Origin of the sequence: Saccharopolyspora galaxeae, from assembly GCF_016526145.1 — a bacterium.
GTDB lineage: Bacteria > Actinomycetota > Actinomycetes > Mycobacteriales > Pseudonocardiaceae > Saccharopolyspora_C > Saccharopolyspora_C galaxeae.
Map to the genome: position 1 here is coordinate 503099 of NZ_JADDUE010000002.1, position 14668 is coordinate 517766.

Below are 14668 nucleotides of genomic sequence, written 5' to 3' on the forward strand. Positions count from 1 at the left end.
GGGATCGTGATGGGCATCCGTTCGCTGGGCTACTTGCGGATCGAGGCCACCGACGTGGAGGCGTGGCGCGTGTTCGGCACCAAGGTCCTCGGCATGGTCGAGGGCAGCGGGCCGGACCCGGAGTCGGTGTACTTCCGGATGGACGACTTCCCGGCGCGGCTGGTGATCGTGCCGGGCGAGACCGACCGGCTCGCGCAGACCGGCTGGGAGGTCGCCAACGAGCCGGAAATGCGCGAGGTGGCGCGGAATCTGGAAGCCGCGGGCGTGCCCTACAAGGAAGGCGGCGCGGACGACCTGGCCGACCGCAGGGTGAACGGCCTGCTGCGCTTCGAGGACCCGTCCGGCAACACGCAGGAGGTCTTCCACGGCGCGGTGTTGCAGCACCGCCGCGTGGTGAGCCCCTACGGCCACCGTTTCGTCACCGAAGAGCAGGGCCTCGGGCACGTGGTGCTGTCCACCCACGACGACGAGGCTGCACTGCGCTTCTACCGGGACGTGCTGGGTTTCCGGCTGCGCGACTCGATGCGCCTGGCCCCGGAGCTGGTCGGGCGGCCCAAGGACGGCGATCCGGCGTGGCTGCGCTTCTTCGGCTGCAACCCGCGGCACCACAGCCTGGCGTTCCTGCCGATGCCGACTCCGAGCGGGATCGTGCACCTGATGATCGAGGTCGAGAACGTCGACGACGTGGGTTTGACGCTGGATCGCGCGCAGCGGCGGAAGGTTCCGATGTCGGCCACGCTCGGCAGGCACGTCAACGACCTGATGCTGTCGTTCTACATGAAGACTCCCGGCGGTTTCGACGTGGAGTTCGGCTGCGAGGGCAGGCAGGTCGACGACGAGGACTGGATCGCGCGGGAGAGCACCGCGGTGAGCCTGTGGGGCCACGACTTCAGCGTCGGGATGCGGGGGTGAGCGCGGTGTCCGCACCAGCCGCCGAGGTGGATCAGCACGATTTCCGGCGGGTGCTCGGGCGGTTCTGCACCGGCGTCACGGTGATCGCCGGGCTGGACGGCGCGCAGCCGGTCGGCTTCACCTGCCAGTCGTTCGCGGCGTTGTCGCTGGATCCGCCGCTGGTGCTGTTCTGCCCCGGCAAGAGCTCGCGCACCTGGCCGCTGCTGGCCGCTTCCGGCAGCTTCTGCGTCAATGTCCTTGCGCAGCCCCAACAAGCGGTGAGTTCGGTGTTCGGCCGCGGCGGCGCGGACAAGTTCGCCGAGGCGCCGTGGCGGCCTGCGCCGTCGGGTTCTCCGGTGCTGGAAGGCGTTCTCGCCTGGATCGACTGCACGGTCGAGACCGTGCACGAGGCCGGGGACCACTACGTCGTGATCGGCCGGGTGAACTCCTTGGGAGAGTCCGATGAGGACTCGCCGCTGCTGTTCTACCAGGGCTCCTACGCGAACGTGGAACGTCTGACGCGCGCTGAGGGCCTGGAGGACTTCCTCACGTGGCCGTGCCACGACGATTGGATGTGAGCCTTCCGCGCGCGGTTGCCTTGCGACCCGCTCGAGGGCGAGCGCTCCGCGGAGCGGATCACCGGCCGTCAGGCCCGAACTTCCGGCCGCGGGCCGGTGAACGCGCCTCCGAGCTCCGTTGGGCTACTGCTGCTTGAGCGCGTCGACCCACAGCAGGGAGCCGTTGCGGTGCGTGTGCACGGTCGCCACTCCTGATGCGTGCAGCACTTCGGCGACCTGTTCCGGGCGCACCGCGTTGGGCCTGGGGAACCGACTCGTGAGGTGCTCGATCAGGCTCGCTCCCTGATCGAACAGGCCGCCCGTGGCCAGCACGAGGACGGTCAGGCGTGCGCCCGGTGCGAGCACGCGGGCGAGCTCGCTCAGCACGGTCAGCGGCTCAGGAGTGTTGTGCACCGCGGCGATGCTGGTCACCGCGTCGAAACTGCCGTCGTGGAACGGAAGCCGGCAAGCATCGGCACGCAGGAAACCGACCTGCGGCGCGTCTTCTGCTTGCACGGCGCGTTCCAGCATCGCAGCGGAGATGTCCACGCCGAGGGCGAGCCCGTCCGGCCCCACCACGCGGCCGAGCTTGCCGGTGATGTTCCCGGGCCCGCATCCGACGTCGAGCACCCGCGCGCCATCGGGAAGCCGGGTCGCCGAGGCGGGAAGCGTGGTCGCGACCGTGCGGACGAGCGACTGGCCGTAGTCGTAGACCGCGGAAACGGCCTGCGAGGACCAGATCGCCGCCTTCTTCTCCTGCGGGCTGCCTTGGGCTTCTCCGAGCAGGTCGAGGTAGCCGTGGGGTGCCTCTGGGGAGTCCGGTTTCTCCGTGAGCAGCGGGAGGGCGCGGTTCAGGGCGTCAGGAAGCGATGTCGAACTCATCCCGACAGGCTGCCTGACCAAGCTCGCGGCCCGAAACACTCCCGGGCGCCACTGTCTCGGCTACCACTTCGACACCTGACGATCTCGACCGCGCGGGTTGCCGGTGCTACCCGAGCATCAGGCTGATCAACTCAAGACGGCAGGCTCAGGCCGTGGTGCACCAGTCATTCTCCTTCCCTGCCTGGCAAGATCGGCCCGTAGTCGCTGTCGAATTCGATCGGACCCATTTTGCGACCCTCTTTGTTGCGATCGGTCAGCAGACCCGCGAGGTCGCGAATCAAAATTTTCAGCGCGAGCGGTGTTCCGGGGTTGAGGTCCAAGAACACCGGCCCGTCGCCGAACTGATCCATGATGGTCCAGCCGGGGACGACATGGTGGTGCGTCCAGCTCGTCGGCAGGAGTCGGGAGCTGGTGAACGCGGGCAGTATCGGCTGACCGTAGTTGTCTCGCGTGACCAGGAGACGGGTGTCTCCGGAGTGCTCGGCGTAGAGCGCCAGTTCCGCCCGGTCCAACGTGTCCACGAGAAACCTCGCCACGTGGTAGCCGTTCAGGGCGAGCCACAATTTGTGTTCCACGATGATATCCATCGGCATTCCGGCGACCTGCGCAGATGGCCGATAGAAGTAGTTGATTTTGAAGTTGCCGGTCAGCTCGCCCGCGTCGTCGATCTCGTAGACACCTTGAAGCCTGGTCTTCTCCGGCTGCTCAGGTGGGGCGCCCGGGTCCTCGATCGTCAGCCACCGCTCGGAGCCGGCCAGACGCCGCGCGCGCTCGCGCATGGCTTCGTCCACCTCCGGCAACGGAAACGGGCCGAGGAGCGAGTCTCGGTCCAGAGTCATCGTGCACCCTTTCGCAACATGTCCGGGTTGAAGTTCGGGTTGGGAATCCACTCGTAAGCTGTCGGTTTGCCCGCGGTGTCGAAGGCGGTGGGTCGGTGCGCACCTTCGATGATCGAGTTGTGCGCCCCATCTTTGAGCAGGATTTCTCGTTCGCCATGGCTTTGGTACGGATACCGGCTATTGGCTAGGTGTTCGTGCAGGGTGGCGTCCGTGTCGATACCCCCGCCGCTGCGAATTTTGAGGATCACGCCGTAGGTGTCGGGATGCTTCTGTCCTCGCTGGAGAACGTGCTCCAGGCTGTCCGATGTGGACACGAAGCGGCCGCCTGCGGTGTTGCCGGCCACGTGTCCGTCCAAGCTCTCGATACCCGCACCGGCGTCCCGGTTCCTCGGGTGGATTCCCTCCTGGAAGTACTCCTGCACGTCCCGCTCGCCGACCGCCCGCCACAGCGCATTCGCGTCGGCGCGGAAAACATCCAGCACCGCGTCCATCCGGCCGATTCCTTGGAAGAATCGGGTCAGTGCGGTGATCAGGTCGGATGCCGGTTCGTCGGCCGTGGCAGGAGTGTCGGGCGAGGGCTGCTGTTCCAACGTTCCCGAGAAACTCAGCACCCGGGACTCGACGGCCATCATCGGCCCCGGCGCAGCGAGAGCCGTGGTCGGCGCGCAGCGCGGCGCTGCCGGTAGCGGCTTCTGGGCTCGGTGTTCGCGAGGTTGTCGTTAGGGCCTTCGAGGTCTCCGGCCAAGGCCGCCAGCGTCGTCGGATCGATGCGGACGTTCACGCGAGATCCTCCCCTGATCTTTGCGTGTGGATCAGGACGGACGGTATCGAACACCGATAAGGAGCGGGGAGCGTAGAAGTACGCATCACGTGGGCGGCCGAGCAGGTGGCGCCGCGCACTCGACGTGCCGCACTCCGCGCGGGTGGCCGGGTGCCACCCGCGCTGCGTGGTCCAGGAGAACTGTTCGGGCTGGCTACTTCGGGTCGTAGCGGCCGTTCTTCACAGCGTTGAGGAATTCAGGGATGTGCACGTTCAGCGTGGGTCCGTTCGGATCTTTGGAGTCGCGGATCTGGCCGCGGGGGTCGGACAGCTCGACGCAATTGCCGTTCGGGTTGGTGTAGCTAGACTTCTGCCAGCGCATCTCACTCATCTGCCGTCTCCCACTTCTTCCGGGCTTTCGTGAAGTAGTCTACCGAGTCGGACGAGCTCAAGGCGAAATCACGCATCTTGACCAGTGCTTTGCGGTATTCGCCAACATCGTGTTGGTCCGGGACGAATGCTCCGGAACTATAGTGCTCGAAGTGCACGACAGCGGGTACGTTCGCGAAGTCGTAGACGACGAATGGGCCTGCCCATCCTGGGTGCCACCCCACTTGCAGAGGGATAACCCGGACCGTGATGTTCGGTTGTCGGGCCATTTCGGTTAGGTGCGTGATTTGAGCGCTCATGATGCGCGCGGAACCGATCGGCTCGTGCACGACGGCTTCGCTGATCAGTGCCTCGAACGACGCGGGCTCTCGTCTGAGCAGCACCTCATCACGACCCGCGCGGGCCATGGTCCGTGCGTCCAGCTCATGGCCGGGCAGGTCGACTTGTTCCAAGATCGCGCGGGTGTAGTCGGCCGTCTGCAACAAGCCCGGCACGCCCATCGGCGACCACTCGGTGATCGCCGAAGCCGCGCGTTCACACTCGATCGCGCCCGCCAGCTGTTGCGGGATTCCGGCCGTGCCCACGGTGAGCCAGCTCGGTCGGATCAGCGAGCAGAACCGAGCTGCACACCCGCGAACGCCCCGGAATATCCGGCACGCGTGCGCTACCGCTCGGGCGTCGTCGGCGAAACCAAACGCGTGGTGCACATCGCGATGCCGTTGCCGAACGGCGACTTCCACGCGCTCTGCGACCTGCGGCTGCCAAGCGCTGATACCGAACTGATCTCAGACCTGCTCGGAATGCCCTGCATGGCGTGCACCCGCGAACTCGCGCTCCGCTCACTTCTCCCCGGGTGAACGGCCTGTTCGTCCCGCTAGATTGGTCGAACGGTCCGTTCGCTCGGAAAGCGCGGGGGTGCGTGGCTCAGCGCAGCTCGTGCTTGAGGACCTTGCCGCTGGGGTTGCGGGGGAGGCTCGCGCGGAACTCGACGTGGCGGGGCACCTTGTAGTTCGCCAGGCGTTCGCGGCAGAACTCCAGGACCTCGCGTTCGGTCAGCTCGTGGCCGGGCCGGGGCACCACGTAGACCTTGCCGACCTCGCCGAGGCGCGCGTCGCCGGTGCCGACCACGGCGTTCTCCGCGACCCCGTCGAGCCTGGCCACTGCTTGCTCCACCTCGGCCGGATAGACGTTGAAGCCGCCGCAGATGTACATGTCCTTGAGCCGGTCGGTGATGGTGAGCCGCCCGTGCTCGTCGACCCGGCCGAGGTCGCCGGTGTGCAGCCAGCCGTCCGCGTCGATGGCGCTGCGGGTCTGCTCGGGCTCGTCGCGGTAGCCGAGCATCGTGTTCGGCCCGCGCAACAGCACCTCGCCCACCGACCCGGCAGGCAGCGAGGCGCCCGAAGGATCGGCGATGCGCAGCTCGAAGTCCGAGGTCGGGCGTCCGCACGTGCTCGCCACGGTCTGGTCGTCGTCATCGGGCCGGCACATCGTGGCGACCACGGCTTCGGTGAGCCCGTAGGCGGTCAGCACCGTGTCGAAGCTCAGCTCCCGCTGCATCCGCTCGACCAGCACCACCGGCACGGACGCGGCACCGGTGACCGCGAGGCGGAGGCTGGAAAGGTCGTGCGCACTCCGCGCCGGTTCGTCCAAAATGGACTGGTAGATCGTGGGAGGCCCCGGCAGCACGGTGATCCGCTCCCGATGCACCAGGCCGAGCACCGCGTGCGTGTCGAAGACCGGCACCGGCACGATCGTCGCCCCGCGCAGCAGGCACACCAGGATCCCCGCCTTGTAGCCGAAACTGTGGAAGAACGGGTTCACCACCAGGTAGCGATCCGTCCGGTCCAGTTCGCCGCAGGTGGCCCAGGCGTCGGCGACCGCGAGCGCCTGCCGGTGCGTGCTGAGCACTCCTTTGCTGCGGCCGGTCGTGCCTGATGTGTAGAGCATGTCGCTCACATCGCCCGCGTCCACCGATTCCGCGGCCTCGTCCACCCGCTCGATCGGCACCGAACTCGCGCGGTCGGCGAAATCCGCCCAGTCGTGACAATCCGCCACCGACGGCTCGGCCGATTCCACCGGTAACCGCAGGACGGTGCGCAGCGACGGCAGACCTCGCAGACCGTCCTCTTCGGACTCCCGCAGTTCGGCGAGCCGGTCGCGGCCGAGGAAGATCCCCGCCACGACCAGCACTCGCGCACCGCTGCGCGCCAGCACGTCCCGCGTCTCCACGGCGGTGAACCGGGTGTTGATCGGCGTGACGACCGCGCCGATGTGCAGCGCGGCCAATGCCGCGATGACCCAGTGATGCGTGTTGGGCGAGTTGAGCGCCACCCGATCACCCGGCGAGACACCCTCGGCGAGGAAGAACCGCGCCAGCCCGCGAACCCGCTCGTGCAGCTCGCGGTAGGTCAGCCGCACTTCGCGGCCGCCCGAGTGGTCGACCAGCGCCTCCTCGTCGCGGAACCGCTCGGCCGCGCGCGCGAGCGCGGCGGGGATCGTGCCGGGGGCCGCCACGCCTCAGATCCGCTCGATGATGGTGCCGGTGGACAGCGCCCCACCCGCGCACATCGTGACCAGCGCGGTCGTGGCGTCGCGGCGCTCCAGCTCGTGCAGTGCGGTGGTGATCAGCCGGGCACCCGTGCTGCCCACCGGGTGGCCGAGGGCGATCGCACCGCCGTTGACGTTGACCCGGTCCATGTCGGGCTGGTGCACCGAGGCCCAGGACAGCACCACCGAAGCGAACGCCTCGTTCACCTCGAACACGTCGATGTCGCCGATCTTCATCCCGCTGCGTTCCAGCACCCGGTTGGTCGCCTGGACCGGGCCGTCCAGGTGGTAGTAGGGCTCCGCCCCGACGAGGCACTGCGCGACGATCCGCGCCCGCGGCCGCAGCCCGAAAGCCTTGGCACGATCGGAATCAGCGAGCAGCACCGCGGCCGCGCCGTCCGAGATCTGCGAGGCCGTGCCCGCGGTGTGCAGGCCGTCGTCGAGGACCGGCTTGAGCGCGGCGAGCTTTTCTTCGCTGGTGTCGCGCAACCCCTGATCCCGAGTCACCAGCCGGGTTTCACCGGTGGGCGCCCCGTCGGCGTCCAGCACCGGCGCGCGGGTCGGCAGCACTTCGCGCTCGAACCTGCCTTCGTCCCAGGCGGCGCGGGCGCGTTGCTGCGAACGCAGGCCGAAGCGGTCGATGTCGGCGCGGCTCAGCCCGCGGCGCCCGGCGATCCGGTCGGCCGCCGAGTACTGGTTCGGCATGTCGATGTCCCAGGATTCCGGCCTGGGCCGGCCGGATTCGCCGATGTTGGCGCCCAGCGGCACCCGGCTCATCGCCTCCACGCCGCAGGCGAGGCCGAAGTCGATGGCGTCCGCGCTGATCAGCCCCGCGATCAGATGCGTGGACTGCTGCGCCGAACCGCACTGCGAGTCGATCGTGGTGCAGCCGGTCTGCTCGGGCAGGCCGGAGTGCAGCCACGCGGTGCGGGTGATGTTGCCCGCCTGCTCGCTCGCCTGCGTGACGCAGCCGCCGATCACCTGCTCGACGTTCTCGGCGCCGAGCCCGGCGCGTTCCAGCAGGCCGCGCTGCGCGCCGCCGAGGATCTCCGCGGGATGCAAGCCGGACAGCTCGCCCCGCCGCTTGCCGATCGGCGTGCGCGCCGCGTCCACGATCACCGGATAGCCCACCGTCGTCTCCCCTCGGTGTGAACGGACTCGACCAGGAATGTAGAACGTGTTCTCTCGGACGGCAAGGCTCCGCGCGGGTGCCTGCGCGTCCGCGGACGATCTTCCGTTGTCAGCGGCAATATGCCGACGCTCGGCGCTGGTTACACGGGTTTACTTTTCGAGATCACTGTGGTTCCGTTCACATAGAACAAGTTCTCACTGAGATCCCGTGGATCCGACCGCAGGAGGTTGCCGTGGTCGCGCCCCGCATCCCCGCCGGCTTCGACTTCACCGACCCAGACCTCTACGCCCACCGAGTGCCGATGGAGGAGTTCGCCGAACTCCGCCGGACCGCCCCGGTGTGGTGGAACCCGCTGCCGCACGGGAAGGCCGGGTACGACGACGACGGCTACTGGGTGGTCAGCAAGCACGCGGACGTCCGGGAGGTGTCCCGCCGCAGCGACGTGTTCTCCTCCTGGAAGAACACCGCGATCACCCGCTTCAACGACGAGATGAGCCGCGATCAGATCGAGATGCAGCGGCTGATCCTGCTGAACATGGACCCGCCGGAGCACACCAAGCTGCGCGGCATCGTCTCCCGCGGCTTCACCCCGAGGGCGATCAACAACCTGCGGGACGCGCTCAACGAGCGGGCCGAGAAGGTCGTCAGCACCGCGCTGGCCGGCGAGACCGGGGACTTCGTCACCGACGTCGCGTGCGAGCTGCCGCTGCAGGCGATCGCGGAACTGCTGGGCATCCCGCAGGAGCACCGCAAGGACATCTTCGACTGGTCCAACCAGATGGTGTCCTACGACGACCCGGAGTACGAGATCGAGCCGGTCACCGCGGCGACCGAACTGCTCGGTTACAGCATGAACATGGCCGAGCAGCGCCGCGGTTGTCCGATGGACGACATCGTCACGAAACTGGTGCAGGCCGACGTCGACGGGCACGCGCTCACCGACGACGAGTTCGGGTTCTTCGTGCTGCTGCTGGCCGTTGCGGGCAACGAGACCACGCGCAACGCGATCACCCACGGCATGCGCGCCTTGCTGGAGAACCCGCAGCAGTGGGAGCACTACAAGGCCGAACGGCCATCGACCGCCGCCGACGAGATCGTGCGGTGGGCGACTCCGGTGATGTCCTTCCAGCGCACCGCGCTCGCGGACACCGAGCTGCGCGGGGTGCCGATCAAGGAGGGCCAGCGGGTCGCGATGTTCTACAGCTCGGCGAACTTCGACCCGGAGGTCTTCGACTCGCCGGAGAAGTTCGACATCACCCGGGACCCGAATCCGCACGTCGGGTTCGGTGGGACTGGCGCGCATTACTGCCTCGGGGCCAATCTGGCGAAGCTGGAGATCGACCTGATCTTCCAGGCGATCGCGGAGCAGATGCCGGACATCACCAAGGCCGGTGAGCCGCGGCGGCTGCGTTCGGGCTGGCTCAACGGGATCAAGGAGTTCCAGGTCAAGTACCGCTGAGGCGAAGCGAAAGCGCGGCACCGGGAGTTCCGGTGCCGCGCTTTTCGTTGGATCGGCTTCGCCGGGTCAGCCCTGCCGCAGCGTGGCCATCGCCCGCTCGAACTCCCAGAAGGCCCGCATGGAGCGGAGTTTGCCGTCGCCGTCCACTTGGTAGATGAACACGCCCTCGGCGTCCATGATCGAGCCGTCCGGCAGGTGGGTGCGGATGAAGCCGACGTTGGCGACCTCGTCGCCCGCCGCGAAGGACTCGTGGATGTGGAATTCCAGGCGTGCGGCCGTGGAAATCGTGTTGTCCCAGAAGCCTTCGATCCCGGGCCTGCCGTGGTGGCCGTTGCCTTCCGGGTCCAGCGGGGACTTGCCGACCGGGTCCTGGATCACCGCGTCCGGCGCGAACAGCTCGAGCCATTCGGCTTTCGCGCCGCGCACCACGGCATCCATCGAGGCGAGCGCGGCTTGCCTGGCGGGTTGGGCGTCCTTGGTGGCGGTCCAGACGACATCGGGGTGCATGGTTCCTCCTCGTACGCGGATTGATCCAAGTGAACGGACCGCTCGTCCGACTAGATTGGTCAAACGGTCCGTTCACTCCGGAAACTGACGCGCTGCGCCGACATGCCTGCGCCTAGCCCGATCCGGTGAATCGATCCGAGTGAACGGACCGCTCGTCCCACTAGATTGGTCGAACGGTCCGTTCACTCCGGGGGAAGATGCGCTGATCGGGTGGCGTCCGGGAGTGTCGGCCGCGCGCCGGACTCCCATGGGAGCGGCGGTCAGAGCTGGGCGATGATCTTTTCGCCGAAGCGGGCTATGGAGTCCTTCTTGGCCTGGAGATCCGCGTCGAAGGGGTGGCCGTCCAACAGCCACGGGACCGTGATGGCGTCGGTGACGCCGATGTCGGCCTGCTCCCGGTAGCCGTCCAAGCCGAAGCGGTCTACGCACACCGCCTGGATCTCGAAAGGTTCCGCCGCGCGCCCGAATTCGGTGCGCAGCTCGGTGAGCCGGTCGATCGTCTCGCGCAGCTGATCCAGGCTCATCATCGCCGAAGCCCACCCGTCGCCGCGCAGCGCGGCGCGGCGCAAGGCCCGCTTGCTGTGCCCGCCGATGTAGATCGGCACCCGCTCGGCCGGTGCCGGCGACATCTGAAGCCGGTCGAAGTCGAAGAACTCCCCGTGGTGCTCCACCATTCCGCCGCCGAGGATCAGCCGCAGCACGTCGATCGCCTCGTCCACCCGCGGCCCGCGGTGCTCGAACGGCGCACCGCACCACTCGAACTCCTCCGGGGTCCAGCCGATGCCGATCCCGAGCCCGAAGCGGTCGCCGGTCAGCCGGGCGGCCGAGGCGACCTGCCGGGACAGCAGCACCGGATTGCGCGGACCGAGCTTGAGCACCGAGGTGTAGAACCGGATCCGCTCGGTCACCGCGCCCATCGCGCCCGCGGCCACGAGCGGATCGACCCACGGGGTCTCCGCGTTCCACATCCGCTTGCCGTCCGCGGTGTACGGGTAGTCGGCAGCGACATCTTCGGAGTAGAACAGGGAATCCGGCAGCGCGATGGCCGAGAATCCGGCCTGCTCGGCGGTTCGGGCGAGTTCGGTGAGCTCTTCCAGCGGGCACATGGCCACCGACAACGTGAACTTCATCAGCGCTCACCCGGCCGATCCGAACCGACGACCCACATCGAGAAGTACTGCGAACCGCCGCCGTAGGCGTGCCCCACCGCGGTGCGCGCGCCGTCGACCTGGTTGTCCCCGGCGCGCTTCATTACTTGCTTGGCGGCTTCGGCGAAGCGCAGCATGCCGGAGGCGCCGATCGGATTCGAGGAGAGCACGCCGCCGGAAGGATTCACCGGCAGCCGACCGTCGATCGCGGTGGCACCGGACTCGGTCAGCCGCCAGCCGTCGCCTTCCGCGGCGAACCCCAGGTTCTCCAGCCACATCGGCTCGAACCAGGAGAACGGCACGTAGATCTCCGCGACATCCACTTCGGACAGCGGGTCGGTGATTCCCGCCTCCTTCCACAGCGCGGTGGCGGCGTCCTTGCCCGCCTGCGGACTCACCTGGTCGCGGCCGGAGAAGGTGATGGGCTCGGTGCGCATCGAGGTCGCGTGCACCCACGCGACCGGTGCCGCCGCGTCGCGGGCGGCGGTCTCGTCGCCGAGCACGATCGCGCAGGCGCCGTCCGAGGACGGACAGGTCTCGTCGTAGCGGATCGGGTCCCACAGCATCTGCGAACCCATCACCGACTCGACCGTCAGATCCGATTTGCGCACGTGCGCGTAGGGATTCTTGCTGCCGTTGAGCCGATCCTTCACCGCGACCATCGCCCCGACGTGCTCCGGCGCGCCGGAACGGCGGATGTAGGAGCGCACGTGCGGCGCGAAGTAGCCGCCCGCGCCCGCGCCGACCGGCATGTTGAACGGCGGTGAGATCGACAGCGCCCACATCGCGTTCGACTCGGACTGCTTCTCGAACGAGACCGCCAGCACCCGGCGGTGCACGCCGCCCTGCACCAGGCTCGCCGCGACGTTCGCGGTGGAGCCGCCGACGGAACCGGCGGTGTGCACCCGCATCAGCGGTTTTCCGTTGGCGCCCAACGCATCGGCGAGCATCAGCTCGGGCATCATGACGCCCTCGAACAGATCCGGGGCCTTGCCGACCACGACCACGTCGATGTCCTGCCAGTCCACGCCCGCGTCGGCCATGGCGCGGTCCACCGCTTCGCGGCAGAGCCCGGCCATCGAGACGTCGGTGCGGCGGCTGGCGTGCTTGGTCTGCCCGGTGCCGAGTACGGCGGTGTGCTGCTTGCTCATCGATTCCCGCCTTCCATCACGCACACGAGGTTCTGCTGCAGCGCGGGGCCGCTGGTGGCGTGTCCGAGCACTTTCCGAGCCGCGCCGTCCCAAACCCGGCTCGCGGCTTCGCCGATCCGGGAGAGTCCGGCCGAGAACATCGGGTTGCCGCACAACGCGCCACCGGAGGGGTTCACGCGCACGTCGTCGCCGAGCCCGATCGCCTCCCGCAGCAGGAGTTCCTGGTGGGTGAACGGTGCGTGCAGCTCGGCGACCTCGACCTCCGCCGTACCGGCCGCGCGCGCCGCGCCTGCGGTCGACTCCGAGGTGGTGAGGTCGCGAATGCCCAGGTGAGCGGATTCGATGCGGTGTTCCAGGCCGGTGATCCACGCGGGACGGTCGCAGAGGTCGCGGGCGCGGCGCGCGCCGGCCAGCACGATCGCGGAGGCTCCGTCGGTGATCGGGGCGCAGTCGTGCTTGCGCAGCGGATCCGCCAGGTACGGCTCGCGGAGCAGGTCGGCGGTTTCGACCTCGCCCGACAACTGCGCGTTGGGGTTCTTCCTGGCATCGGCCCGGGATCGGGCCGCCACTTCGGCCATTTGCCGTTCGGTGAACCGCCCGGATTCCAGGCCGAGCCGGGCCTGCAATCCCGCGACACCGACCGAATCCGGCCACAGCGGCGCGACGAAGTACGGGTCCAGCTGCATCGCGAGCGTGCGCCGCAGGTCACCCGCCGAGGCCTTGCCGAAGCCGTACACCAGCGCGGTGTCCACCTCGCCGGTGCGGATCTTCACCCACGCCTCGTAGAGCGCCCACGCGGCGTCCATCTCCACGTGCGACTCGTTGATCGGTGGGAAGGCGCCGATCGCGTCGATGGCCGCGAGGAACGAGAACGCGCGACCGGCCATGTAGTCCGACGAGCCGGAGCACCAGAACCCGACGTCCTTGTTGGACATTCCGGTGTCCGCGAGAACCTGCTCGAACACCGGCACCAGCATCTCGACGCCGTTGGTGGTGCCGTCGGTGGCGCGGACGTTCGGCGCCTGGGCGAATCCGACGACGGCGACATCGTTGTCGGCCATGCGCGCTCCTTCCCGATGTCGGTTGAGTTTTCCCGCGCAGCGGTGGGGTTTCACGCCCCGTCGGGAACGCGGTGGGGTGCTCTTAGGGGGCGTTTGAGTGTGGTGTCCGGATCTTTGTCTTGTCAGCGGCGGAGCCGCTGAGCAGTGACCATGCAAGCAACCGGCACCGCGGCGGGTTCTCAGCGGCTTCCTCGCGAGGACAGCGATTTCGCCGCGTAGGGTGCTACGTCAGAAATCGATCCCGGAGCGAGGGAGCCGCTGAGGTTCCGCTACCGGCACCGCTACGCAAATCATTCCGAAAGGACTCCTCAGAGGTGGTGGGAGTAGGACTCGAAGGGCGCGTCCGGCTGCCCGGACGGCTCGAAGTGGTCGATGTTCTGCAACGTCGTGTCCCACTCCTCGCGCGGTTTCCACGCCGCGCGCACCCGCATCCCCATCCGCACGTCCTCGGCCGCGCAGCCGAGAACCAGGTGCAGGAACGGGATATCCGCGCCGTCCAGTAGCACGTAAGCGGCGACGTAGGGCGGGTCGATGCGCTGGCCGAGGAACGGCACGTTGACGATGCAGAAAGTGGTCACGATCCCGGTGTCCGGGAGTTCGACCTCTTCTTCGGTGGGCACCGCGTCGATCGGGCAGGAGCCGCGCGGCGGGATGTAGACCTTCTCGCAGACGGGGCAGCGCTGGCCGAGCAGCCTGCCTTCCGCGAGCCCGCGCAGGTAGCGGCTCTCCTCCGGTGAGGCGGAGTGCTGGTAGTGCAGGTGGATCGGGGTGGTCAGCATGGTGACCGGTTCATCGGATTCCGGCGCCTCGGGCGGCTGTGCCTCGGGCGGCTGCGGCGCGTTGCCGGTGGCGGGCTCGAAGCAGGTGATGTCCCGGATGCTCCCGCAGGGCTCGTCCGTCCAACGTGGACGCACCCGCATCCCGGTGCGCATCCCGTCGGCGGAACCGGCGTCGACCGCGTGCAGCAGCGGGGTGTCCGCGCCGTCCAGGCGCACCAGCGCCCAGGCGAAGGCGTGCTGCAACGGCTGGCCCTCCAGCGGGTCCGGTGCCCAGGACCAGCTCAGCACCGTGCCCTCCGGGCCGACGTCGACGAGTTCGTCGAGGGGTTGGAAGGTGCTCGGGTCGTACTCGATCGCGGGCACGTGCACCCGGCCGTCCGATCCGCGCACTCCGGTGATCCGACGCTGCCGCAGCGCGGTGGCGAAGCGGCCGAGCACGGATCCCAGTGAACGGGTGTAGTCGAAACCGACTTCCAGCGGTGCGCTGAGCGGTTCGGAGATCTCAGTCACGTCGATTAGTGAAACATGTTCTCGTAAATCGGGCAACGCTGGCGCAGGATGGGAG

17 protein-coding genes are annotated in these 14668 nt (G+C 68.3%); 4 read left to right on the forward strand and 13 right to left on the reverse strand.

Features of this window, described 5'->3' with window-relative positions; genetic code table 11:
- The first annotated feature begins 9 nt into the window (after positions 1-9).
- Both hsaC and hsaB read left to right on the forward strand, forming a co-directional pair.
- Positions 10-912: an iron-dependent extradiol dioxygenase HsaC gene (gene hsaC / locus INP57_RS06750; protein ID WP_200069152.1), complete on the forward strand. Its 903-nt coding sequence runs from the start codon at positions 10-12 to the stop codon at positions 910-912.
- Between the two features lie 5 nt (positions 913-917).
- Complete coding sequence (hsaB, locus tag INP57_RS06755; protein WP_374220917.1) at positions 918-1469, forward strand: 3-hydroxy-9,10-secoandrosta-1,3,5(10)-triene-9,17-dione monooxygenase reductase subunit; 552 nt, start codon at positions 918-920, stop codon at positions 1467-1469.
- 123 nt (positions 1470-1592) lie between these two features.
- Here the strand turns inward: hsaB and INP57_RS06760 are convergent, their stop codons facing one another.
- From INP57_RS06760 to INP57_RS06785, 6 genes are all read right to left on the reverse strand, one after another.
- A complete protein-coding gene (locus INP57_RS06760; protein WP_200069154.1) occupies positions 1593-2330 on the reverse strand; it encodes a class I SAM-dependent methyltransferase in 738 nt (245 codons plus the stop codon).
- Between the two features lie 164 nt (positions 2331-2494).
- A complete protein-coding gene (locus INP57_RS06765) occupies positions 2495-3169 on the reverse strand; it encodes a hypothetical protein (RefSeq protein ID WP_233626976.1) in 675 nt (224 codons plus the stop codon).
- Positions 3166-3798, reverse strand: coding sequence for a scabin-related ADP-ribosyltransferase (locus tag INP57_RS06770; RefSeq protein ID WP_233626977.1), 633 nt, complete (start codon positions 3796-3798; stop codon positions 3166-3168). Before INP57_RS06770 ends, INP57_RS06765 begins: the two co-directional genes overlap by 4 nt.
- Entirely contained in the window at positions 3798-3950 is a 153-nt protein-coding gene (locus INP57_RS06775; protein ID WP_200069156.1) for a hypothetical protein, read from the reverse strand. Before INP57_RS06775 ends, INP57_RS06770 begins: the two co-directional genes overlap by 1 nt.
- Positions 3951-4143: 193 nt before the next feature.
- Entirely contained in the window at positions 4144-4320 is a 177-nt protein-coding gene (locus INP57_RS06780; protein WP_200069157.1) for a DUF397 domain-containing protein, read from the reverse strand.
- Entirely contained in the window at positions 4313-4903 is a 591-nt protein-coding gene (locus INP57_RS06785; protein ID WP_200069158.1) for a DUF5753 domain-containing protein, read from the reverse strand. The genes INP57_RS06780 and INP57_RS06785 overlap by 8 nt, the downstream gene beginning before the upstream one ends.
- Positions 4904-4978: 75 nt before the next feature.
- Between INP57_RS06785 and INP57_RS06790 the strand changes: the two genes are divergently transcribed.
- A complete protein-coding gene (locus INP57_RS06790; protein WP_200069159.1) occupies positions 4979-5176 on the forward strand; it encodes a hypothetical protein in 198 nt (65 codons plus the stop codon).
- Positions 5177-5243: 67 nt separating this feature from the next.
- On the opposite strand, the gene INP57_RS06795 is transcribed toward INP57_RS06790, so the two are convergent.
- Complete coding sequence (locus tag INP57_RS06795; protein WP_307849937.1) at positions 5244-6833, reverse strand: FadD3 family acyl-CoA ligase; 1590 nt, start codon at positions 6831-6833, stop codon at positions 5244-5246.
- 3 nt (positions 6834-6836) lie between these two features.
- Complete coding sequence (locus INP57_RS06800) at positions 6837-7997, reverse strand: steroid 3-ketoacyl-CoA thiolase (protein ID WP_200069160.1); 1161 nt, start codon at positions 7995-7997, stop codon at positions 6837-6839.
- A 233-nt stretch (positions 7998-8230) separates the two neighbouring features.
- Between INP57_RS06800 and INP57_RS06805 the strand changes: the two genes are divergently transcribed.
- Positions 8231-9457 carry a cytochrome P450 gene (locus tag INP57_RS06805; RefSeq protein ID WP_200069161.1) on the forward strand — a complete coding sequence of 409 codons (1227 nt, stop codon included), beginning with the start codon at positions 8231-8233 and terminating at the stop codon, positions 9455-9457.
- A gap of 66 nt (positions 9458-9523) precedes the next feature.
- Here the strand turns inward: INP57_RS06805 and INP57_RS06810 are convergent, their stop codons facing one another.
- From INP57_RS06810 to INP57_RS06830, 5 genes are all read right to left on the reverse strand, one after another.
- Entirely contained in the window at positions 9524-9964 is a 441-nt protein-coding gene (locus INP57_RS06810) for a nuclear transport factor 2 family protein (protein WP_200069162.1), read from the reverse strand.
- Between the two features lie 260 nt (positions 9965-10224).
- Positions 10225-11094, reverse strand: coding sequence for a TIGR03619 family F420-dependent LLM class oxidoreductase (locus tag INP57_RS06815; protein WP_200069163.1), 870 nt, complete (start codon positions 11092-11094; stop codon positions 10225-10227).
- A complete protein-coding gene (locus INP57_RS06820; RefSeq protein ID WP_200069164.1) occupies positions 11094-12263 on the reverse strand; it encodes a thiolase family protein in 1170 nt (389 codons plus the stop codon). The genes INP57_RS06815 and INP57_RS06820 overlap by 1 nt, the downstream gene beginning before the upstream one ends.
- Positions 12260-13324, reverse strand: coding sequence for a thiolase family protein (locus tag INP57_RS06825; RefSeq protein WP_200069165.1), 1065 nt, complete (start codon positions 13322-13324; stop codon positions 12260-12262). Before INP57_RS06825 ends, INP57_RS06820 begins: the two co-directional genes overlap by 4 nt.
- 308 nt (positions 13325-13632) lie before the next feature.
- Positions 13633-14604, reverse strand: coding sequence for a Zn-ribbon domain-containing OB-fold protein (locus INP57_RS06830; protein WP_374220920.1), 972 nt, complete (start codon positions 14602-14604; stop codon positions 13633-13635).
- Positions 14605-14668: the final 64 nt, after the last annotated feature.